This window comes from Ferrovibrio sp. GW821-FHT12B10, assembly GCF_058807515.1.
Genome location: NZ_JBXAQT010000001.1, coordinates 1,851,379 through 1,871,150, shown reverse-complemented (window position 1 = coordinate 1,871,150; position 19,772 = coordinate 1,851,379). Strand labels below are relative to the sequence as shown.

21 protein-coding genes and 1 tRNA gene are annotated in these 19,772 nt (G+C 64.7%); 8 read left to right on the top strand and 14 right to left on the bottom strand.

Features of this window, described 5'->3' with window-relative positions:
* Nucleotides 1-43: 43 nt before the first annotated feature.
* The gene (locus AC1RRT_RS09510; protein ID WP_493013551.1) at nucleotides 44-688 is read right to left on the bottom strand and encodes an FMN-binding negative transcriptional regulator; all 645 of its coding nucleotides are present in this window, start codon (nucleotides 686-688) and stop codon (nucleotides 44-46) included.
* Nucleotides 689-933: 245 nt separating this feature from the next.
* Between AC1RRT_RS09510 and AC1RRT_RS09505 the strand changes: the two genes are divergently transcribed.
* Entirely contained in the window at nucleotides 934-1,377 is a 444-nt protein-coding gene (locus AC1RRT_RS09505; RefSeq protein WP_493013550.1) for a hypothetical protein, read from the top strand.
* A 38-nt stretch (nucleotides 1,378-1,415) separates the two neighbouring features.
* Here the strand turns inward: AC1RRT_RS09505 and AC1RRT_RS09500 are convergent, their stop codons facing one another.
* The 5 genes from AC1RRT_RS09500 to AC1RRT_RS09480 all read right to left on the bottom strand — a co-directional run bounded on the left by AC1RRT_RS09500 (nucleotide 1,416) and on the right by AC1RRT_RS09480 (nucleotide 5,850).
* The gene (locus AC1RRT_RS09500; protein WP_493013549.1) at nucleotides 1,416-2,639 is read right to left on the bottom strand and encodes a methyl-accepting chemotaxis protein; all 1,224 of its coding nucleotides are present in this window, start codon (nucleotides 2,637-2,639) and stop codon (nucleotides 1,416-1,418) included.
* Nucleotides 2,640-2,656: 17 nt separating this feature from the next.
* Nucleotides 2,657-3,181 carry a PAS domain-containing protein gene (locus AC1RRT_RS09495; protein ID WP_493013548.1) on the bottom strand — a complete coding sequence of 175 codons (525 nt, stop codon included), beginning with the start codon at nucleotides 3,179-3,181 and terminating at the stop codon, nucleotides 2,657-2,659.
* A 120-nt stretch (nucleotides 3,182-3,301) separates the two neighbouring features.
* Nucleotides 3,302-4,264, bottom strand: a complete 963-nt coding sequence (locus AC1RRT_RS09490; RefSeq protein WP_493013547.1) for a hypothetical protein — start codon at nucleotides 4,262-4,264, stop codon at nucleotides 3,302-3,304.
* Entirely contained in the window at nucleotides 4,254-5,720 is a 1,467-nt protein-coding gene (locus AC1RRT_RS09485; RefSeq protein ID WP_493013546.1) for an MBOAT family O-acyltransferase, read from the bottom strand. The genes AC1RRT_RS09490 and AC1RRT_RS09485 overlap by 11 nt, the downstream gene beginning before the upstream one ends.
* Before the next feature lie 55 nt (nucleotides 5,721-5,775).
* Nucleotides 5,776-5,850, bottom strand: a tRNA-Thr gene (locus tag AC1RRT_RS09480).
* A gap of 176 nt (nucleotides 5,851-6,026) precedes the next feature.
* On the opposite strand from AC1RRT_RS09480, the gene AC1RRT_RS09475 reads away from it, so the two are divergent.
* Nucleotides 6,027-6,659 carry a glutathione S-transferase family protein gene (locus AC1RRT_RS09475; protein ID WP_493013545.1) on the top strand — a complete coding sequence of 211 codons (633 nt, stop codon included), beginning with the start codon at nucleotides 6,027-6,029 and terminating at the stop codon, nucleotides 6,657-6,659.
* Between the two features lie 12 nt (nucleotides 6,660-6,671).
* On the opposite strand, the gene AC1RRT_RS09470 is transcribed toward AC1RRT_RS09475, so the two are convergent.
* The 5 genes from AC1RRT_RS09470 to hemC all read right to left on the bottom strand — a co-directional run bounded on the left by AC1RRT_RS09470 (nucleotide 6,672) and on the right by hemC (nucleotide 12,818).
* Entirely contained in the window at nucleotides 6,672-8,579 is a 1,908-nt protein-coding gene (locus tag AC1RRT_RS09470) for a methyl-accepting chemotaxis protein (RefSeq protein ID WP_493013544.1), read from the bottom strand.
* Nucleotides 8,580-8,715: 136 nt separating this feature from the next.
* Nucleotides 8,716-10,062: a heme biosynthesis HemY N-terminal domain-containing protein gene (locus tag AC1RRT_RS09465; protein ID WP_493013543.1), complete on the bottom strand. Its 1,347-nt coding sequence runs from the start codon at nucleotides 10,060-10,062 to the stop codon at nucleotides 8,716-8,718.
* Between the two features lies 1 nt (nucleotide 10,063).
* On the bottom strand, nucleotides 10,064-11,143 hold the full coding sequence (locus AC1RRT_RS09460; protein WP_493013542.1) for a COG4223 family protein: 1,080 nt from the start codon (nucleotides 11,141-11,143) through the stop codon (nucleotides 10,064-10,066).
* A gap of 30 nt (nucleotides 11,144-11,173) precedes the next feature.
* Nucleotides 11,174-11,872 (bottom strand): uroporphyrinogen-III synthase, encoded by a 699-nt coding sequence (locus AC1RRT_RS09455; RefSeq protein ID WP_493013541.1) that lies wholly within the window; start codon nucleotides 11,870-11,872, stop codon nucleotides 11,174-11,176.
* Between the two features lie 13 nt (nucleotides 11,873-11,885).
* Complete coding sequence (hemC, locus tag AC1RRT_RS09450; protein WP_493013540.1) at nucleotides 11,886-12,818, bottom strand: hydroxymethylbilane synthase; 933 nt, start codon at nucleotides 12,816-12,818, stop codon at nucleotides 11,886-11,888.
* A 71-nt stretch (nucleotides 12,819-12,889) separates the two neighbouring features.
* On the opposite strand from hemC, the gene tsaD reads away from it, so the two are divergent.
* Genes tsaD through AC1RRT_RS09425 form a run of 5 tightly spaced genes read left to right on the top strand, consistent with a single transcriptional unit; the run spans nucleotide 12,890 to nucleotide 16,408 of the window.
* Nucleotides 12,890-13,960 carry a tRNA (adenosine(37)-N6)-threonylcarbamoyltransferase complex transferase subunit TsaD gene (gene tsaD / locus AC1RRT_RS09445; RefSeq protein ID WP_493013539.1) on the top strand — a complete coding sequence of 357 codons (1,071 nt, stop codon included), beginning with the start codon at nucleotides 12,890-12,892 and terminating at the stop codon, nucleotides 13,958-13,960.
* Nucleotides 13,957-14,943 carry an NAD(P)H-dependent glycerol-3-phosphate dehydrogenase gene (locus AC1RRT_RS09440; RefSeq protein WP_493013538.1) on the top strand — a complete coding sequence of 329 codons (987 nt, stop codon included), beginning with the start codon at nucleotides 13,957-13,959 and terminating at the stop codon, nucleotides 14,941-14,943. The genes tsaD and AC1RRT_RS09440 overlap by 4 nt, the downstream gene beginning before the upstream one ends.
* A gap of 4 nt (nucleotides 14,944-14,947) precedes the next feature.
* The gene (locus tag AC1RRT_RS09435; protein WP_493013537.1) at nucleotides 14,948-15,598 is read left to right on the top strand and encodes a hypothetical protein; all 651 of its coding nucleotides are present in this window, start codon (nucleotides 14,948-14,950) and stop codon (nucleotides 15,596-15,598) included.
* A gap of 17 nt (nucleotides 15,599-15,615) precedes the next feature.
* Nucleotides 15,616-16,029, top strand: a complete 414-nt coding sequence (locus AC1RRT_RS09430) for an EVE domain-containing protein (RefSeq protein ID WP_493013536.1) — start codon at nucleotides 15,616-15,618, stop codon at nucleotides 16,027-16,029.
* 7 nt (nucleotides 16,030-16,036) lie between these two features.
* Entirely contained in the window at nucleotides 16,037-16,408 is a 372-nt protein-coding gene (locus AC1RRT_RS09425) for a Rieske (2Fe-2S) protein (protein WP_493013535.1), read from the top strand.
* 278 nt (nucleotides 16,409-16,686) lie between these two features.
* Here the strand turns inward: AC1RRT_RS09425 and hemP are convergent, their stop codons facing one another.
* On the bottom strand, nucleotides 16,687-16,908 hold the full coding sequence (gene hemP, locus AC1RRT_RS09420) for a hemin uptake protein HemP (RefSeq protein WP_493013534.1): 222 nt from the start codon (nucleotides 16,906-16,908) through the stop codon (nucleotides 16,687-16,689).
* Nucleotides 16,909-17,135: 227 nt separating this feature from the next.
* Nucleotides 17,136-17,351 (bottom strand): hypothetical protein, encoded by a 216-nt coding sequence (locus tag AC1RRT_RS09415; protein ID WP_493013533.1) that lies wholly within the window; start codon nucleotides 17,349-17,351, stop codon nucleotides 17,136-17,138.
* A gap of 291 nt (nucleotides 17,352-17,642) precedes the next feature.
* On the opposite strand from AC1RRT_RS09415, the gene AC1RRT_RS09410 reads away from it, so the two are divergent.
* Nucleotides 17,643-19,043 (top strand): adenylate/guanylate cyclase domain-containing protein, encoded by a 1,401-nt coding sequence (locus AC1RRT_RS09410; RefSeq protein ID WP_493013532.1) that lies wholly within the window; start codon nucleotides 17,643-17,645, stop codon nucleotides 19,041-19,043.
* Here the strand turns inward: AC1RRT_RS09410 and AC1RRT_RS09405 are convergent.
* Entirely contained in the window at nucleotides 19,040-19,741 is a 702-nt protein-coding gene (locus AC1RRT_RS09405; RefSeq protein WP_493013531.1) for a 2OG-Fe(II) oxygenase, read from the bottom strand. The genes AC1RRT_RS09410 and AC1RRT_RS09405 overlap by 4 nt on opposite strands.
* Between the last annotated feature and the right edge of the window lie 31 nt (nucleotides 19,742-19,772).

The window sequence follows — 19,772 nt, the reverse complement described above, 5'->3', positions numbered from 1 at the left end:
GGTCTCAGGATCTGGAAAAGCCCGGTAGCGATACCGGGCTTTTTTATGTGCCGCGCGTTTTCTCGGCGCTCCGCTTTATTTCAGCAATGGGCGCCATGGCATCGGCCAGCGCCAGATTGCCTTCGCCGCCCAGACGCCGCAGGTTGGCGATGACGCCGTCGATGTCGGCGAGCGGGCGGTTCTGGCTTAGCTTGAACTTGCCTTCCAGTTTGGTCACCGGAATCTCGATGCCGACGATGCCGCGCGCCATGCCCTCGAAGAAGCTCGGCGGCTCATCGTCGAGCTGCCAGCCATCCGGGCCTTCGTAGACCTTCGACAGCCGGTCGACGATGCCGCGCAGCACCGCCGGATCGCGCGACACGGTCGCCGTACCATAGGCATGCACCGCCTGGTAGTTCCAGGTCGGCACGGCGGGTTTCTTGGCATACCAGTTCGGCGACACATAGCCATGCACGCCCTGGAAGATGCACAGCACCTCCTGCCCGTCGAGCAGCGCAGCCTGCGGATTGGCGGCGGCGAGATGACAGACCAGCGTGCCGTGGTCGCCACGCCCGCGGTCGAGCAGGAAGGGCACATGGCTGCCGATGACGCCTCCGGATGTGGACAGCAGCAGGCCGAAGGCATTGGCCTCGATCAGGTCGAACAGAGGCGCAGAATCGCGCTGGGCGAAATGGGCGGGCACATACATGGGGCTGGTCCGGCGTTGCGAAGCTCGGCGCATCAGACTGTCCGGCGCGCCGGATCGCAACAGCAGAATTGCCGCGAAATTGTCTCCCTGCGCCGTCACCCGCGCGGGTGAGACAGCGATGGCCGCTATTCGCACAAAGACGCTAATGGAGGGCATAACTGCCCGGTATTTCACATATTTTTACCGATCCGGGTATCTGGGCATGCTACAAGCGAACAGCGTCGATCCTTCGGACCTGTGCCATCGTGACTGTGTTAGCCGAGACCGATCTCCCTCAGGACCTGCAGCCGTTGCTGGCGCTCTGGCGCCAGCGCGCCGACACACGCCGTTTTCCCGCCTGGAACTCCTTCTCCGCCGACGACCTCGCGCCTTGGATCAGCCGCATCCATGTGATCGAGAATCTGAGCGATGGCGATTTCTTTTTCCACCGCTTCTCGGCGATCAGCGCCGCGCGGCTGGGCTTCGATATGACCGGGCGGCGGTTGTCGGAAATCATCCTGACGCCACGGGCCATCGCCAGCACATCGAGCTATCGTCGCTGCCTGAGTCTGGCGCGCCCCGTGAACGATTTCGTGCCGGCGGATTTCTACGACGGCGCCCAGCACACGGCCTATGACCGGTTGCTGCTGCCCTTCGGCAGCGCCGAGAAACCCAACCTGCTGCTGGCCGCCTTGTCCTTCAGGATATAATGGCCTTCAGACTGTAGCATACGCCTGCAAAGACGCACTTACATCGTGCGGATATGCGTCAGGAAGCCCTGCACCTGGCGATTGAGCATGCCGGCCTGCTCATGCAGGCCTTCTACCGTGGCGCCGACCTGCCCCGCCGCATCGCCAGCCGTACCGGCCGCATCGCCGATCTGGCCGACATGACCCGACACGCTTTCGATGCCGGATGCCGCTTCCTGGATATTGTCATTGATATCCGCGGTAGCGCTGGCCTGCTCCTTGATCGATTCCGCCATCACGCCGACACGATCATTCAGCGTATCGGCTTGGGCGCGGATCACTTCGATGGCGGCAATGGTATTATCGGAGGCACGCTGGATCGCCGCGATCTGGCCGGCGATGCTGCGCGCGGCTTCATCGGTCTTCTGCGCCAGATTGCGCACTTCCTGCGCCACGACGGCGAAGCCCTTACCGGCCTCGCCGGCACGCGCTGCCTCAACACTCGCATTGAGGGCAAGCAAGTTGGTCTGGAAGGCGACCGACTTGATGAACTCCACCACCTCGTCAATCTTGCGATTGGCTACCGCGAGATCCTGTACGGCATTGCCGGCGCGCGTGACTTCCTGCGCCACCGCCTGGCTGGCGCCGCGCGACTCCTGAACCTGCCGGTCGATCTCGGCCAGCGAAGCGTTGAGCTGCTCGGCCGCCGAGGCCACCGCCTGCGCATTGGCGCTGGACTGTTCGGCCGACTGCGCGACTGAAGCCGCCTTCTCCTGCACGGCGTGCACTTCCGCCGTCATGGTTCCGGCATTGTCATGCAGCGTCGCGGCAGACTTCTCCACCGCCTTCACCACGGACATCACATCATGTTCGAACTGGTCGGCCAGCCGCCCACGCTCTTCCCGCGCGCGCGCCTCGTTCGCCGCCCGTTCGGCCGCGATCTGCTGTTCCAGCGCGACAGCAGTTTTAGCCTTGTCGTGCATCGCTTCGCGCGCCGTGTTGATGATCTGGGCGCCGCGCCGGAAGTCGCCGGGCATGCCGCGTAACAGAAAGGGACGATAAAACTTGCCTTCGGCAGCATGGGTCAGAGACGCCCCCGACTCACGGATGAAGGCATCGGTGCGATCGAGCAGGCGATTCAGTGCCTGCAGGACCGGCGTCAGTTCACGGTGACCTTCAGTTTCGACCACGCGCGCCGACAGATCGCCGGCAGCCGCGCGGTTGCAGACACTGGCCAGAATCTCAAGAGCGGCGCGCTGGCGTCCACCGGAAAAAAACGACATAGGAGAAGCCTCCGGGTTCAGGCAGCAAGCGAGAAAACAAATTCATCATACCCTTGGCCGCTGTCGGCCAGGGTTTTCTGCAGCAGGGCATAGCCGGCCGCCTGGCCCTGCTTGCGATCGGCATGGCGCGCCTCCTCCGCCAGCAACGCGGCATAGATCGGCGCAATCCGCTGCACGGCGGCAGGATCGGGCCGTCGGCGATTGGAGTGATAGCCATCAATGACACCCTGCGCATTGTAGCTCGGCGTGACATGGGCGAAGACCCAATAGAAGTCACCATTCTTCGCCAGGTTCTTCACATAGGCGAAAATCTCGCGGCCATCGGCAATGGTCTCCCAGAGCAGCTGAAACACGCAGCGTGGCATGTCCGGATGACGCAGGATGCTGTGCGGCTGACCAACCAATTCGTGTTCGCTATACAGTCCGACGCGGCAAAAAACCTCGTTGGCATAAGTGATGCGACCCTTGAGGTCGGTCTTGGACACAATGATCTCGTCTTCGCCGAAGGTGCGTTCGGTCTTGGTCGGGGAGGGACGCTGCATGATGCGACTTTCGCTAACTTCGAGGCGACACAATATCCGCTCTATGCCTGCGCCGGGCAACAGCATGCTCTTGCATGCGACGATCTGTCGGAACCCCAGCGAGTCGAAACCGTATACAGATCAGTGATGCGCCTTGAGGTGGGCATCCAGCTGACGCTGAACATCCTCCAACGCGAGCCGGGTGCCGATCTGACTGAGATGGCCGTCCGTATAGGCTTCCGGGTTGCGCCGGATATGGTCGTAAGTTGGGATATTCATGTCCCAGACCACGTCGCCGGGCCGGAAGGCCGTCTCGATGGTGGCGCGGAACTGCGACCAGACCGGCTGGTAGAGGTCGTCGAAGGATTTGCGGTCGGTCGGGAAATAAAAGGCGAAGACCTGCATGCCGGCGTCATGCGCAACAGCGACCAGTGCGCGCAGGTCGGCCAGCGCGCCGGGATCAATCGGGATCGGGCGCACATCCGGCGATGGCGATGCCGGAGCATTCAGCCGCTCGGTATTGAACATCGTGACCTGACGCGTCTTGTAGAGATCGAAGTTGTGCCAGCCCGCTTCGCTTTCCGCGAAAATCGGCTCGACCTTGCCGCGCAGCAACCGCCAGGTGGCGCGCCGCGAGGGCGCAGCCAGCAGCGCCGCCTCCCAGGGCGAGGACCAGCGCAGCGTCTCGTCCTTGAAGCCGCTGTTGGCGACGATATAGGGATTGAGGCAGATCACCATGTAGCGCAAATGGCCCTGCTGGGCGCGCGCCGCCGGCGTGAAGATCTGGCGCAGCTCGGTGATGTTGGCGCCGTTGACCGACAGGTTGTAAAGCCGGCTGCCGGTGATCTGCCGCGTGTCCATATTGGCGGAGAAGGACGGCCCGATTAGCACGCCGTCGAAATTCATCGGGACATAGCGCTGCGCCAGCAGGTATTTGCTCAGGCGTTCGTTGGTCAGGATGCGGCGCGGGCCGGTATCGCGCCACAGGCCGAAAGGATCGAGCGCCAGGCTGAAGGGAATATGTGCATTGACCCCGGCAAAGGTCACCGCCGCCAGCAGTGCCAGCGCGGCAGCAAAGCGGCGGGGCGAAACCCTAGAAGTCAAAATAGAGAAATTCAGACGGCGCATTGTTCAGCAGGGTGGCAAGAGACAGGCCGAGCAGGACGGCAAGAGCAAGCAGATCGACCAGGCGGCGGTCGAAGCGTAGCATAACGGCCGGCGGCACCAGCGTGATGCCGCGCACCGGGATGCCGAACAGCTGATTGGTGTTGGGCGCGATGACACAGAGCAGGATGCCGGCGAGCAGCAGCAGGTAGCGACGCACCGGCAGGCCGGTGGCGACCGCATCTGCCGGGCCGAGGCCGATCATCGCGGCATAGAATTTCAACGCCGTATCGATGCTGCCGGCGCGGAAGCAGACCCAGCAGCCGACCACGAAGAGCATGGTCACCAGCCAGGCCGTCACGGTTATGAGCGGCCGGCCCGCACGGCTGCGCCAGGCGGCCGGGGCGACGCTGCGCCAGAGATGGTTGATCGCCAGGCCGATGCCATGCAGGCCGCCCCAGAGCAGGAAGGTCCAGTTGGCGCCATGCCACAGGCCGCCCAGCACCATGGTGATCAGCAGGTTGGCGTAGCGGCGCCAGGCCCCGTGCCGGCTGCCGCCCAGCGGGATGTAGAGATAGTCGCGCAGGAACAGCGACAGCGTGATGTGCCAGCGGCGCCAGAACTCGATCAGGCTGGTCGACTTGTAGGGTGAATGGAAATTGGCAGGGAAGCGGATGCCGAACATCATCGCCAGGCCGACGGCCATGTCGCTGTAGCCCGAGAAATCGAAATAGAGCTGCAGCGTGTAAGCGATGGCGCCGGTCCAGGCGGTGGCCGGCGACAGGCCGGCCATGCCATCGGCGGCGGCGAAGATCGGCGAGGCGATGGCGCCGAAGCGGTCGGCCAGCACAATCTTCTTGAACAGGCCCACAATGAAGATAGCGCCGCCGAGCGTGAGATTATCAGCCGTGATGCGGAAGCGCGCGCGGTCGGCGAGCTGTGGCCCGATATCGTGATAATGCACGATCGGGCCGGCGATCAGATGCGGGAAGAAGACCACGAACAGCGCATAGCGCAGCGGATCGCGGTCGCGCACCTGACCGCGCCAGGCATCGACCAGGAAGGCGATCTGCGTGAAGGTAAAGAAGGAGATTGCCAGCGGCAGATCGCGGCCCAGCGTCTTGCAGCTGGCGGCATCGCCCAGCAGCGCGCTGCAGAAGAAACCAGCATATTTGAAATAGCCGAGCAGCAGCAGGTTGGCGGCGATGCCGGCCGCCAGGATCAGGCCGCGCCCTCCCATGCGCTGCTGCAGCAGCCAGCCACAGACGAAATTCAGCAAGATCGAGCCGAGCAGCAGCGGCAGGTCGTCGATCTTCCAGTAGCCGTAGAAGACCAGCGAGGCCGCCACCAGCCAGACCGCGGCCGAGATCATGCCGATATGGCGCGACAACAGGTGGTAGCCCAGCAGCGTCAGCGGCAGGAAACCGTACAGGAATGGAATGGAACTGAAGAGCAAACCCGCGCCCCGTGGCTGAATGCAGCCCGCGCGCCATATCGGGCAGAAGCGAGAATGGTGCCGGCGGAGGGAATTGAACCCCCGACCTCGACTTTACGAAAGTCTTGCTCTACCCCTGAGCTACGCCGGCACACGGGCCGCCCCCGAGAAACCCTTGGCGGGTTGACCCCGATGGACAGCGCGCGGAAAATACGGCCCGACCGGCCGGTTGGCAAGCCGCCAATGGCCTCAAAACGACTACGGACTGCCAGATATTTGTCCAGAATATCCGGCACTTGACGCGATTTCCGGGGGGATTGCCGCATCATGGCCGCCGCTTACACGCTTTACGGCAGTTTCCTGTCCTCGCCGACCTACAAGGTCGGCCTGATGCTCAGCCTCTGCGGCCTGCCCTTCGACTACCGCCATGTCGACCTGGCCAAGGGTCAGCACAAGGCCCCCGACTTCCTCGCCATCAACCGTTACGGCCAGGTGCCGGCGATCGTGCATGACGGCTTCAATATGTGCCAGGCCAACACCATCCTGGAATACATCGCCGAGAAGACCGGCAAGTTTCACGGCCAGACGGCGGAACAGCGCCAGCGCATCCGTGAATGGCTGGTCTGGGAAACCGACCGACTGGAGCCGGGTATCAACCGCACGCGCTTTTTCGAGCGCTTCGCCAAGGCTGATCCGGCGGTGATGGACTACACGCGCCAGGGCGCCGACAGGGGCCTCGCGGTGCTGAACGACCTTTTGCAGGACACGCGTTTCCTGGTCGGCGAACAGCCGACCATCGCCGATATCGGCGTCTACTGCATCGTCGCCTATATGGAAGAAGGCAAGTTCGACATCACCACTTGGCCGCATGTGAAAGCCTGGGCCGACCGCATCACAGCGATGCCTGGCTTCAAGCCGCCCTACGAACTGCTGCCGCGCGCCGACCAGGATGCCGGGTAACGCGGCGGCGGATTACTCCGCCGCCTGCAGATAGCGCTGCTGCTCCGACGGCGTGTTGTTCTGCACATCGCCGCGCAGCGAGTCCACCACGCGCTCCAGTTCCTGCGCCTGTTCCTGCAGCCGGTGCGCACCGGCACGGCTCTCTTCCACCATGGCGGCGTTGCGCTGGGTCATCTCGTCGATATTGGTGACGGCGGCATTGATCTGTTCCAGCGCCGAGGACTGCTGACGGCTGGCGGCGGCAATCTCGCCGATGATATCGCCCACACCCGAGATACCGCCGACGATCTTTTCCAGAGCACCGGCGGCCTGAGCCACCAGATCGGCGCCGTGACGCACCTCGCCGTTCGATTTCTGGATCAGTGCCTTGATCTCCTTCGACGCATTGGCCGAACGTTGGGCCAATGCGCGTACTTCCTGCGCCACGACAGCGAAGCCCTTGCCGGCTTCACCGGCGCGCGCCGCTTCCACCGAAGCATTCAGCGCCAGCAGGTTGGTCTGGAAGGCGATCTCGTCGATCATCGCCATGATCGTGCCGATCTGCTCGGCCGAGCCCTGCATCGCCGTCATCGCATCGGTCACCTGCGCCATGATGCGGCCGCCCTCGTTGGCGGCCTCGGTGGCATCATGGGCGCGCCTGCTGGCGCTGCCGGCATTCTCGGCATTCTGCTTCACCGTCGCCGTCACCTCATGCATGGTAGCAGCGGTTTCCTCCACTGTGGCGGCTTGGTGTTCCGTGCGCTGCGCCAGGTCCTGGCTCGCTTCGATGATTTCACCGGATGCGGATGTCACCGTGTCGGAGACCGACATGATCGCGCGGATCGCCAGTGCCTGCGTGGTGATGTCGGTGGCGAACTTCACCACCTTGTAGGGCCGGCCATTGAGGTCGAGAATCGGATTGTAGCTGGCCTGAATCCACACCTCGCGGCCGCCGCGACCGAGCCGCTTGTACTGGCCGGCATCGTAATCGCCGCGCCGCAGCTTGGCCCAGAAGTCGCGATAGGCCGGCGCCGCGGCATCGGCGGGATCTAGGAACATGCGGTGATGCTGGCCCTGTACCTCGGCCAGCGTGTAGCCCATGGCGGTGAGGAAATTCGGATTGGCGGTGAGAATCTTGCCGTCGAGATCGAACTCGATCACCGCCATCGCCTTGTCGATGGCCGCGATCTGGCCCGAGGCATTGGCCTCCTGCATCTTCTGCTGCGTGATGTCGGTGGCGAATTTCACCACCTTGAACGGGCGGCCGTTCATGTCGCGGATCGGATTGTAGCTGGCCTGGATCCAGATTTCGCGCCCGCCCTTGGCGATGCGCTTGTACTGGCCGGCGTCGTATTCGCCGCGCCCGAGCTTGGCCCAGAAGTCGCGATAGGCGGGATTTGCGGCATCGGCCGGGTCGACGAAGATGCTGTGATGCTTGCCCTGCACATCGGCCAGCGTGTAGCCCATCGCGGCGAGGAAGTTGCTGTTGGCCGTGAGAATCGTACCGTCGAGATTGAACTCGATCACCGCCATCGCCTTATCGATGGCCGCGATCTGACCCTGGTAATTGGCGTCTTCCAGCTTCTGCCGCGTGATGTCGGTGGCGAACTTCACCACTTTCGACACCTTGCCGAAGCTGTTGATGATCGGATTGTAGCTGGCCTGGATCCAGATCTCGCGCCCACCCTTGCCAAGACGCCTGTATTGGGCGGCGTCGTATTCGCCGCGCCCGAGCTTGGCCCAGAAGTCGCGATAGGCCGGCGATGCGGCTTCGGCCGGATCGACGAAGATGCGATGATGCTTGCCTTTCACTTCGGCCAGCGTATAGCCCATCGCGTTGAGGAAATTCTCGTTCGCATCGAGGATGATGCCGGTGACGTCGAACTCGATCACTGCCATCGATTTGTGGATGGCGATTTCAGTGCCGCTACGTCCGAACATGCCGCTGGCTCCATGCGTTAGATCAGAGATCAGGAACACTCGGCCATGCTGCATACATACAGCTTCAAGCCGAATGGGATGCACCACAACTTATGCGGCACTCTCCCATGAATCGACAGCAATGATGTTAAGATAATTATGTGGATGTAAAGTTTGTAAGGACGAGCGGCCGTGCCGGCGCAGCCAGCGGCGCGACACTGCCAAGCTCTGTTGGATCGAGCGTGTCGAAGCTGCCGCAAGCACTGCATAACGGTGTCCACACTGCTGCGCCCGCACCGCAATGGCCACACTGCCACAAGGCCGCCGCGCCAGCCTGCTGCCGCCAGTGATCGGCCGCTGCCGCATCACCATCGCCATGTTCCGACAGCTGCGCGAGGAGACGCGCCGCCCAGGCTCCACCCATAATGGCGCCGCCAGCGGGGCCCGCCTTGACCAGAAACCCGCGGGCCGCCGCGAAATCCCGGTTCTGCAACGCCGTCGCGGCGAGCAGCAACTGACTGGCGGTTTCGCGCCGGCGCTCAGCGACGAAATCCTCCGCCGCCTGCATGCGCTCGGCCGGCGCCGTCTCCTGCTGCAGGGCCAGCCAGCTTTCAGCAAAGGCCTCGGCCGGCCGACGCGCAAAGGCGCGGCGCAGATGGAAGCTGGCGGCTTCACGCGCGGCGTGATGATCCGCCGCCTGCGCCATCAGTACCGGCGGGGCCGGATGCTCGGGCAGCGCCTTGGCCGCGCGTTCGGCCCAGTGCCGCGCCATGCGCGCATCCTCGCGCGACAGCGCCGCGCGCGCTTCCGCCATGTCGAGGCGCGCCGCCAAGGCGACCTGCGCCTCCTTGGTGACGGCTTTTTTCTTGCGCGCCTGATCGAGGCGCCGGCGTGCGGCATCCCAGTCGCCGGTCTCCACCAGCAGACGCAGTTCGGCCTCGGCGGCGAAGGGCGAGGACGGGCGCAGGCGCGAGGCGCGCTGCGCCTGCTCGAGCGCTTCGGCGGGATCGTGGCGGCGACGCGCATCGGCAAGCAGGCCGCGCGTACCGAGGAACGCCGTGCCTGGATCCTGGCTGAGCAGGCGATACGCCTTCAGCGCCAATGCATCGTCGCCCTTGAGCTGCGCCGCATGGGCGATCAGCAGGCGCGTCAGCGCGGGATCGTCGAGCTGCTTCTCGGCCTTGGCGGCCAGCGCCATGGCGCGGTCTGCTTCTCCGGCCGCCACCGCCACCATGCCGGCGGCGAAATTGGCGTAGCCTTTTGCCTGCTTTTTCAGGCGGCGGCGCTGCGGCAACGCCGCGGCCCAGGCCAGCGCCCAGGTGATCAGGAAACCGAGCAGCAGGATGAGGCCGAGCAGCAGCACCAGCAACGGCGCGGGCGCCTCGATGACATGATCAAACCAGGCAATGCGGATACGGCCGGGCTGGTCGGCGATCCAGGCGGCGAAACCCGCCGCCGCCATCAGCACGCCAAGAACAAGACCGCCACGCACCAAACGCAGCATGTCAGCGCACCGACAGGTGACCGCGCAGGGCCGCGCCGTAAGCGTCCAGCGCCGCATCCAGCTTCAGCCGCGCCTCGGCCTGCGCGCGCCAGTCTTTCAGGCCGGCGACCGGCGTCATGCCTTCCAGCGCTGTGACCGCCGCCGCCAGATCGTCCTGGCCAAGCGCGGCCTGCGCGATATCGAGGCGGCCTTCCACCGTGGCGCTGTCGAGCGTGCCGACGCGGCGGATGCTGATCAGGCCGGTGATCTTGTCGAGGCTGCGCTGCCACCAGCTTTTCTCGGATGCGCCAGCCGCGTCCTGGCCTTGCGGCGCAGCGCGCTGCTGTTCAGCAACGGCCGTGAAGCGTGTGATCAGCGCGGCCGCCGAGGGCGCGGGCTGTTCGGCGAAAGGCTGCAATGCCGCAAAGGCGGTTTTCAGGTTGCCGCCCTGGGCCTCGGCATACTGGCCGAGCTGGGTGGCCTCGTTGACGAATTTCTCGCCGCGGCCGGCCTTCTCGCGCAGCTCGCTCCAGACAATCGCCTGCAGCACCGGCTCACGTACCAGCTCGCGCAAAGCGGCGCTGCGTGCCTCCGTCAGTTCCGCGACACGCGCCTGCAAGTCGCCAACCTGGCTTTGCAAAGCCGTGCGCTGCGCCGCCGTGGTCTCGCTGCTCTGGCGCAGGGCTGCGATTTGCTGCTCCAGCTCGTTGAGCCGGCGCGGATCGGTGGCATTGGCGGCCGGCAGTTGCTGCAGGCGCTCGATACTGGCGGTGAGCGCGGCCAGCCGCTGCTCCAGCGCCTCGACGCGCGAATCCGCAGCGGGTGAAGATGCAGCCGCCATGGTGGGGGGCGGCGATGCGACCGGCGTCGATGCCGGCCGTGACGGCGCCGGAGTCGAAGAGGTCGGCGTGATGCCGCGACCGGCGAGCAGATCGTCGAGACGGCCGGTGACCGCGAGCTGGTAGCCGACAGCGACCGCAACGCTGAGCACGATGGCGCCGAGCGTGTAGAGGATGAGCGTGGTGCGCCGGCCGCGGCCGGCCTTCTCCAGCGGCTCGACATCAGCGTCGATGATCTTTTCCTGTCCGGGCTTGTCGTTCATTTAAAAATCCCGTCCTAGAGCAGGGCCAGCCTATAACAGAGCCAAGAGGTCATCTTCCGACGGCGTGGCCGCCACCGCAATGTGGCCCCAGCCCATATCCTGCACTTCCGCCGCCACATTGGCGCTGAGGCAGAAGGCCGCACTGCGGGCCGCACCGGCCGAAACACCGGCCGCCGCAGCCAAGGTAACAAATGTCGCCGCCGTGCGGGGAGAGAAAAACAGCACGCCGTTATACTCACCGGCGCCGAACCGCGCCGTCACATCCGCCGGCAGTGCGATCGCCGTCTCGGCATCGTACAGCACGCTGCGCCGCACGTCATAGCCATCCCGCTGCAGCATGGCCTGCAGATCGCCGGCCCGCGCCGAACCCGCCGCATGCAGTAACGCTCCAGACGCGGCCGCGTGCCGGTCGCGCACCAGCGCCGCCAGCAGCTCGACATTGCCGCCAGCCGCCTCCACCTGCGCAAAGCCGGCGGCCCGGGCGGCCAGCGCACTGGCCGGGCCGACGGCATAGACGTTGAAATCGCGGCGCGGCGTGGCCTCGCAGAACGCCCGCAGCCCGTTGGCCGAGGTGAACAGCAGCGCCGTCACGCCATCCAGCGGCAAGTCCACATCATGCTTTTTCCGGATCGCCAGCAGCGGCGCGACATCCACGCTGTGGCCGCGCGCGACCAACTGTTGTCGCAGCGCCTGCGAGTCCGCCTCGGGCCGGGTGAGCAGCAGCCGCACGGCTTATATCTGCTCAGACATCGAAGAACCCAGGCCCCATGCGGCCCTTGAGCTGCTCGCCCAGTGCTTCGCCCAGCGCCACGCCGTCGCGCGCATTGCCACGCTGCTCCAGCTCGATCAGCTCGCTGCCATCGGGCCGCGCGATCGCACCGCGCAGGCGCAGGCCCACACCATCGAGTTCGGCCAAGGCTGCGATCGGCGTGCGGCAGGAGCCGTCGAGCACCGCCAGCAGCGCACGTTCGGCTTCCACCCGCATGCGGGTCGGCGCGTCATCGAGCGGCGTCAGGAATTCCATCACGCGCGTGTCATTCTCGCGGCATTCGATGCCGATGGCGCCCTGCGCTACGGCAGGCAGCATCTCGTCGGTCTGCAGCACACGCATGCCGGCGGGCGCGATCTTCAGACGGTTAAGGCCGGCCATGGCGAGGAAGGTGGCGGCGACCAGGCCTTCCTCCAGGCGGCGGATGCGCGTCTGCACATTGCCGCGGAAGTTGACGACATTCAGATCGGGCCGGCGCGCCAGCACAAAAGCCTTGCGGCGCAGCGACGAGGTGCCGACGGTGGCGCCCTGCGGCAGATCGGCCAGACCGATCGGCGCGATACTGAGCAGCACGTCGCGCACATCTTCCCGTGGCAGATAGACGGCCATCATCAGGCCGGCGGGAAGCTGCGTCGGCATGTCCTTCATCGAATGCACGGCCAGGTCGATCTCGCCGGCCAGCAGCGCTTCCTCGATCTCCTTGGTGAACAGGCCCTTGCCGCCGGCTTCGGACAGGGGCCGGTCCTGGATCTGGTCGCCGGTGGTCTTGATGATGCGGATGGCGATCTCGGCCTCGCGCAGGCCCGGATGGGCCTTGAGCAGTCGCTCGCGGGTTTCCTGCGCCTGGGCCAGCGCCAGCGGCGAGCCGCGCGTGCCGATGGTGAGGACGGGGATGCCGGGGTTCACTTGCCGCTCTGGTGCCATAATGCTAAGGCCTACTCACTTGTGGATACACACCTCGGGACGGACCACCGGCGATGCTTGTCCTTGGCATCGAAACCAGCTGCGATGAGACCGCCTGCGCGATTGTGCGGGACACGGATGACCGCGTCTCGCGCATCGTCAGTCATAGCCTGTTCTCGCAGACGAGGGAACACGCGCCCTATGGCGGCGTGGTGCCGGAAATCGCCTCCCGCGCCCATATCGAACACCTGGACGGGCTGGTGGCCGAGAGCCTGAAAAACGCCGGGGTCACACTGGCCGACCTGGACGCCATTGCCGCCACCGCCGGGCCCGGCCTGATCGGCGGCGTCATGGTCGGCCTGATGACGGCCAAGACGCTGGCCTATGCCGCCGGCAAACCTCTCATTGCCGTGAACCATCTGGAGGGCCATGCGCTCTCGGTGCGGCTCAGCGACGACGTGCCCTTCCCTTACCTGCTCTTGCTGGTCTCGGGCGGCCATTGCCAGTTCCTGATGGTCGAGGGCGTCGGGCAGTATAAGCGCCTGGGCACCACCATCGACGACGCCGCCGGCGAGGCGTTTGACAAGACCGCCAAGCTGCTGGGCCTGGGCTATCCCGGCGGCCCGGCGATCGAGCGGCTGGCGAAGAGCGGCGATGCGACGCGCTTTTCGCTGCCCAAGCCGCTCAAGGGCAAGCCCGGCTGCGATTTCAGCTTCTCCGGCCTGAAGACCGCCGTGCGGCTCGCCCTGGAAAGCTGCGGCGACATGCCCTCTGATAAAGACAAAGCCGATCTGGCGGCGAGCTTCCAGCAGACCGTGATGGATGTGATCCTCGACCGCAGCAGCAACGCGATTCACATGTTCGATGCGGCGCATGGTGAGGCCGGGAAACATTTCGTCGTGGCCGGCGGCGTCGCCGCCAACACGGCGCTGCGCGAGAGCCTGATCGGACTGAGCACACAGCGCGGCATGACCTTCACGGCACCGCCGATGAATCTCTGCACCGACAATGGCGCGATGATCGCCTGGGCCGGGCTGGAACGGTTTCGCTTAGGGTTGATCGATGACCTTGAAGCGCCGGCGCGCGCGCGCTGGCCACTCGATGCCATGGCGGCCGCGAAGCCCTATGCAGGTGTGAAAGCATGATGAAGATCGGGGTCATCGGCGGCGGCGCCTGGGGCACGGCGCTGGCCGCACTCTCGGCCGAACAAGGCGACACGCTGCTCTGGGCGCGCAATGCCGATGTGGTGACGATGATCAATCGCGACCATGCCAATGCCGCCTATCTTCCGGATGTCGTTCTGCCGGCCGCATTGAGAGCCACCGGCAATCTGAGCGACCTGCACGATTGCGGCGCGCTGGTGCTGGCCGTACCGGCGCAAAGTTTACGCGATTTCGCCGCGCAGATCGGCAAGCAGCTTCCCGGCCATGCGCCGCTGGTGGTCGCCTCCAAGGGCGTGGAAATGGCGAGCGGGCTGCTCCCATCAGAAGTCATTGCGTCTGTATTGCCAAACCGGCCCATCGCCATCCTGACCGGGCCGAATTTCGCGTCCGAGGTCGCGCGCGGCCTGCCAGCGGCCGCCACGCTGGCCTGCGCGGATGCGGCGCTGGGCGAACGGCTGATGCAGCGGCTGGGCCGGCCGACCTTCCGGCCATATCTGTCCGACGACGTGATCGGCGCGCAGATCGGCGGCGCGGTGAAGAACGTGCTGGCGATCGCCTGCGGCATCGTGATCGGCAAGAGGCTGGGCGACAATGCGCGCGCCGCGCTGATCACGCGCGGCCTGGCCGAGATGACACGGCTTGGCCTGGCCATGGGCGCCAAGCGCGAGACGCTGATGGGCCTGTCCGGCCTGGGCGATCTGGTGCTGACCTGCTCCGGCCCGCAGTCGCGCAATCTGTCGCTGGGCATCGCGCTGGGTGAAGGCAAAGCGCTGGCCGATATCATGGCCGGCCGCCGCACCGTGGCGGAAGGCGTGCATACCGCGCGCGCCCTGCAGGTGCTGGCGAAAGCGAAAGCCGTCGAACTGCCGATCTGCGCCGCGGTCGATGCCGTGCTGCATCAGGGCGCGGGGATCGAGGAAATGCTGTTCGCCCTGCTGGCCAGGCCGTTCAAGGCGGAAGCATAACGTGATGCGCTTCCTGCTTCTTGCATGCGTCCTTGTAACCTTACAGGCCTGCGCGAGTGCCTCACCATTCGGCATTGATGCCAAACCGCCTTATGATTCAGCTAGGGATGAGGCACGATTCATAACAGCGCATCCAGGACACGCTGTCAGAGATGGCGAACGCCTGAAGCTCTATTTTCACAATGGGTATATTTTCGATTTTGAAGATGTCGACCCCGATAGTGATGCTTGTCTGTCCGGTTCGTGCGAATCTGCGCGTGTCATAGGTTACTGGCCTGCAAAAGATGCCTTCCTCCTCGATTTATCTTTCTTCGAAGGGACGGGAGCTCTCATTGTGAGCAACGATGGAAACATAACCACACTCGGGGATCGCCCTGTCTTTTCCAGTAATGATGACCACTTTTTTACATATAACGATGGCCTTAGCGCTGTGATGTCAGCGATTGAGGTGTGGAACTATTCCGGGCCTCATCCTGTGCGAGTCTACGAAGATCCAGGAAATGGAGTTTGCGATATCGTCTGGGAGACCGACTTAAAGCTCCGAATAAGGACTGGATACTTGGATGTGGACACAGGATGTTTGCAGAAGGGTATGCGGACCATTGTGATGAATACCGATGGGATTTGGTATTCAGGCGCTTCAATAGGCCGTTAGCTTATAAGGAAAAAGCAATGAACTACTGGCTGATGAAATCCGAACCTTCCGCCTGGTCCTGGGACAGCCAGGTGAAGAAGAAGGTCGAGAGCTGGAACGGCGTGCGCAACTACCAGGCCGCCAACAACATGAAGGCCATGAAGCTGGGCGACCGCGCCTTCTTCTATCACTCAGTCGATGAGAAGCAGATCGTCGGCATCGTCGAGGTCTGCAAACTCTATCACCCCGATCCGACCGACGAGACCGGCAAGTTTGGCATGGTCAGCGTCAAGGCGCTGCTTCCGTTAAAGACCCCGGTCTCGCTCGCTCAAATCAAGGCCGAGCCGAAGCTGAAGGAGCTGGCGCTGCTGCGGCAGTCGCGGCTGTCGGTCTCGCCTGTCGATGCAGCATCGTGGAAGCTGATCTGTAAAATGGGCGGCGTGAGCGCGTAGCCGCATCATGACCGACCGCCCCAATCCGCCGCGCCCCAATCAGCCCGGACCCGGCACGCAGCTGATGCGGTTCGACGCGCTGGACGAGACCGATGCGAAAGGCTTCAGCTTCGGCGAGGGCAAGGAGCGCTTCCAGTGCTTTGTCGTGCGCTGGCAGGGCGGCGTGTTCGGCTATATCAACGAATGCCCGCATGTGCGCACGCCGCTGGACTGGCAGCCTGACAAATTCTTCAACATGAAGAAGACCGCACTGCAATGCGGCACCCATGGCGCGCTGTTCACCATCCATGACGGACTTTGCTATATCGGCCCGTGCAAGAACAAGGCGATCGAGAACTTTCCGGTCAAGCTGGTGGACGGCTGGGTCGTCGTCGCCTGATCTTTCAGTCCTGAAAAGATTTGCGGCCGGGATGCGCGAGGGACGCATCGCCGGCCGCGTGGCGACCGCAGGCAGGGTGGGAGGAGCTGCGGCAGCCGTCTTCTGAATGCTGTCGCGCCTATGCGGCGCGGTCTTCTCTGGGCGCCTATCCGGCGCGGGAAATCCGCCGGATATCCTGGCAGGCATCGCAGACGCTGAGCAGCGCGCTGCCCAGCAATGACAATCTCAACACCGAAGATCTGACCTGCATGAGGTTCGTCTCCTTCTGGCGGGGCAATCTACTTGGTCAGGATCAGCTTGCCGGCGGCGGTCATGCGCAGACGGTATTCCTCGCCGTTATGAACGATTTCCACTTCCCGGCCGCCGCGGAAAATGCAGCGGCTGTCGTAGCGCGCGTTGCCGCCCCGCCCCTGATTGCTGGCGCGCAGCTCGGTGACCGTTGCGCTCTTGGACTGCTGGGTCCGTGGACACTTGCTCTCGCTGCTCTGGTTTTCCTGCATGGGATCCACATCCTTCCGGCGCGGATATCCACCGCCGCGCCCGATGCCTGTCATAGTATCGAAGGACGTTTGAGAATGCAAGTGAGAATAAGTCGCATATTTTGACAAGCTGCTGATTTTGCTGACCCCGATCAGTCCAGCCCGTCAATGAAACCCTGCCCAGACGGAAAAAGCCCGCAGCCGGGCGGGCCGCGGGCTTTCTCAGCCTGACAGAATCAGGGGCGTCTTTACGCCGGCAGGGCCTCGCCGGCCGACTTGTCTGCGGCGCGCTGGCGCAGGCGCGCGGCCAGGCGGCGGATCTCCGCTTCCTGCACGCCATCGCGGCGCATCAGCAGCTGGGTCATCGGATCGGCCAGCATCTCGTTGAGACCGGGCTCGTTGGTGTTCCAGCAGACCTGGCTGCTGCGGATCAGGTGGATCGCAGTCGTGCGCGTGTCTTGCATGGGCCCCTCCTCGGTTTTGAAAAACGAATGCCGGTTACGACGTGAACTATGGCAGTGACATTAGCCGGACAAGCATGCCAGTGGTGTGACGAGAATGCGGTTTTTGTGTGATGTGGTGTTTGTGTGCGCACGATTACAAACGCAGGCAGAACGCGGCTCTTTGCACTGCAGCATTCGTGTCCGTCCTGCTCTAACCTGCGTGAATGTTCTGGCCGTCACAGACTGAAGACTATGCAGTGGCTGAGTGTTCGCTCCGCATGGCATGCTCCTGTATCCGCGCCGGAGGTGACTGTGGCCGAGACTGAAAACCCCGACTCTTCCGCACCGCGGTACGGTGTCTTCGCCACTCTGCTCCGAGGCCGACACCCCCCGCGCACCGCGCAGGGCCAGCGAATCAGCCGCGCCCTCGCCGACGAGGAGCAGCGCGGCCTGGTCTTCGCCTTCCGCGCCCGCATCGTCGCCGTCGCCGCGGTGATGATCTGGCTGGTGCTGGCGATCGAATCGCAGCGCCAGGTCTATTACCTCAGCGTCACGGCGGTGTTTTTCCTGCTTGGCCTGGTGCCGCATCTGCTGCGCCGCCACCGCCTGGCCGTGCCGATCCGCCTGGGCTTCATTGCACTTGATGCCGCGCTGATCACGGCCATCGTGATCCTGCCGCCACCCGGCGGCCTGGATTTCGGATTCCCGATCCAGATGCGCGTGCGCGGCCCGGAATTCCTCTACCTCGTGCTGCTGATCGTCGGCGCGGCGCTGTCCTATTCGCCGCTGCAGGTGATCTGGACCGGCTTCTGCGCCATCGCGGCCTGGTCGACCGGCGTGCTGCTGGTGATGATGCGGGCCGACACGCTGGTCTATACGCCAGATTCCGTGGTGGAGCCGCAGGCGCTGCTGCGGGTGATCATGGATCCGTATTACGTTGGCCTGTTCATGCTGGTCAATCAGGTGGTGCTGACCGCCATTGCCACCGCGCTGCTGGCCGCCGCCGTCTATCGCTCGCGCGCCCTGCTGCTGCGCCAAAGCCGGGCCGAAATCGCGCGCGCCGACCTGTCGCGCTACGTCTCGCCCGATGTCGCCGATGCGATCATCTCCAGCGAGGCTGCCTTCGGCACGCCGACCAACCGCCGCGTCGCCGTGCTGTTCGCCGATATCGTCGGCTTCACCGGCATGTCGGAGCAGCTGGCGCCCGACCGCGTGGTGCGACTCCTGCGCAGCTTCCATGAACGCGGCAGCAGCGTGGTGTTCCGCCATGACGGCTCACTCGACAAGTATCTGGGCGACGGTTTTCTCGCCACCTTCGGCGGCATTCGCGAGCGGCCCGACGCGGCGGCCTGCGCCATCCGCTGCGCCGTGGCGCTGCAGGCCGAGGTCGACCGCTGGAACGCCAAGCGCCAGCGGCGCGGCGCCGCCACGGTGAAGCTGTCGGTCGGCGTGCATTACGGCCCGGTGGTGATCGGCAATATCGGCAGCGCGCAGCGGCTGGAATTCACCGTGGTGGGCGACGTGGTCAACATCGCCAGCCGGCTGGAGACGCTGACCCGCGAGCTCGACTGCCGCATCGCGGTTTCCGACGACGCGCTGACCGAGGCAGCATTACATGACCAGGCGCTGCCGCGTTTCGACTCTGCCGGCGACCGCCGCCTGGACGGGCGCGCGCAGCCGGTCTCCGTGCAGGTCTGGCCGCCGAAGTCCTAAGTTGCGTCGTGGAAGATAATGCCGAGCGTATAGCGCGATCCGCTGCGGATGCGACTGACGCCATGGCGCAAGGTCACGCGGTATGAGCCGCGCGTGCCATCGACAGGCCTGTGGTTGACGGCGAAGATCACCGCCTCGCCGGCCTGCAGCGGCACCACCTCGGCGCGGCTCTGGCTGCGCGGCTTCTGCTCGACCAGCACGAACTCGCCGCCTTCAAAGCCATCGTTGAGCAGGATGGTGAGCTGCAGCGGGAAGACCAGCTCGCCATAGAGATCCTGATGCAGGCGGTTGTAATCGCCCGGCCCGTATTTCAGCAGCAGCGGCGTCGGGCGCTGCTGGCCGGCGGCGTGACAGAGCCTGATGTAATCGGCATGCGCGGCGGGAAAGCGCGTGGCCAGGCCCATGCTCTCCTGCCAGCGGTTGGCCAGCGGGGCGAGATGCGGATAGAGCTGCTGCCGCAGGGTGGCGATCGCTTTGGGCAACGGATAGCGGAAATACTGGTACTCGCCCTGGCCGAAACCATGCCGCGCCATCACCACGCGGCTGCGGAACAGCGCCTCTTTTTCATAGGAGGCGATCAGCGCCGCACAGGTCTCGGGCGACAGCAGCGGCCCGGTGGTGGCATAGCCATCGGTGTCCAGGGATTGCAGCAGGGCCGGCCAGTCGAGCGTGGCGATGCGCTTTTCAAGATCACTCATGCCGCACCCTAGCAATCACACGCGGGCGACG

Excerpts from the sequence above, each read along its gene's own strand:
- AC1RRT_RS09510 (WP_493013551.1), bottom strand. The coding sequence starts at position 688 with ATGTATGTGCCCGCCCATTTCGCCCAGCGCGATTCTGCGCCTCTGTTC.
- AC1RRT_RS09500 (WP_493013549.1), bottom strand. The coding sequence starts at position 2,639 with ATGTCGTTTTTTTCCGGTGGACGCCAGCGCGCCGCTCTTGAGATTCTG.
- AC1RRT_RS09495 (WP_493013548.1), bottom strand. The coding sequence starts at position 3,181 with ATGCAGCGTCCCTCCCCGACCAAGACCGAACGCACCTTCGGCGAAGAC.
- AC1RRT_RS09475 (WP_493013545.1), top strand. The coding sequence starts at position 6,027 with ATGGCCGCCGCTTACACGCTTTACGGCAGTTTCCTGTCCTCGCCGACC.
- AC1RRT_RS09470 (WP_493013544.1), bottom strand. The coding sequence starts at position 8,579 with ATGTTCGGACGTAGCGGCACTGAAATCGCCATCCACAAATCGATGGCA.
- AC1RRT_RS09465 (WP_493013543.1), bottom strand. The coding sequence starts at position 10,062 with ATGCTGCGTTTGGTGCGTGGCGGTCTTGTTCTTGGCGTGCTGATGGCG.
- AC1RRT_RS09460 (WP_493013542.1), bottom strand. The coding sequence starts at position 11,143 with ATGAACGACAAGCCCGGACAGGAAAAGATCATCGACGCTGATGTCGAG.
- tsaD (WP_493013539.1), top strand. The coding sequence starts at position 12,890 with ATGCTTGTCCTTGGCATCGAAACCAGCTGCGATGAGACCGCCTGCGCG.
- AC1RRT_RS09440 (WP_493013538.1), top strand. The coding sequence starts at position 13,957 with ATGATGAAGATCGGGGTCATCGGCGGCGGCGCCTGGGGCACGGCGCTG.
- AC1RRT_RS09435 (WP_493013537.1), top strand. The coding sequence starts at position 14,948 with ATGCGCTTCCTGCTTCTTGCATGCGTCCTTGTAACCTTACAGGCCTGC.
- AC1RRT_RS09430 (WP_493013536.1), top strand. The coding sequence starts at position 15,616 with ATGAACTACTGGCTGATGAAATCCGAACCTTCCGCCTGGTCCTGGGAC.
- AC1RRT_RS09425 (WP_493013535.1), top strand. The coding sequence starts at position 16,037 with ATGACCGACCGCCCCAATCCGCCGCGCCCCAATCAGCCCGGACCCGGC.
- hemP (WP_493013534.1), bottom strand. The coding sequence starts at position 16,908 with ATGCAGGAAAACCAGAGCAGCGAGAGCAAGTGTCCACGGACCCAGCAG.
- AC1RRT_RS09415 (WP_493013533.1), bottom strand. The coding sequence starts at position 17,351 with ATGCAAGACACGCGCACGACTGCGATCCACCTGATCCGCAGCAGCCAG.
- AC1RRT_RS09405 (WP_493013531.1), bottom strand. The coding sequence starts at position 19,741 with ATGAGTGATCTTGAAAAGCGCATCGCCACGCTCGACTGGCCGGCCCTG.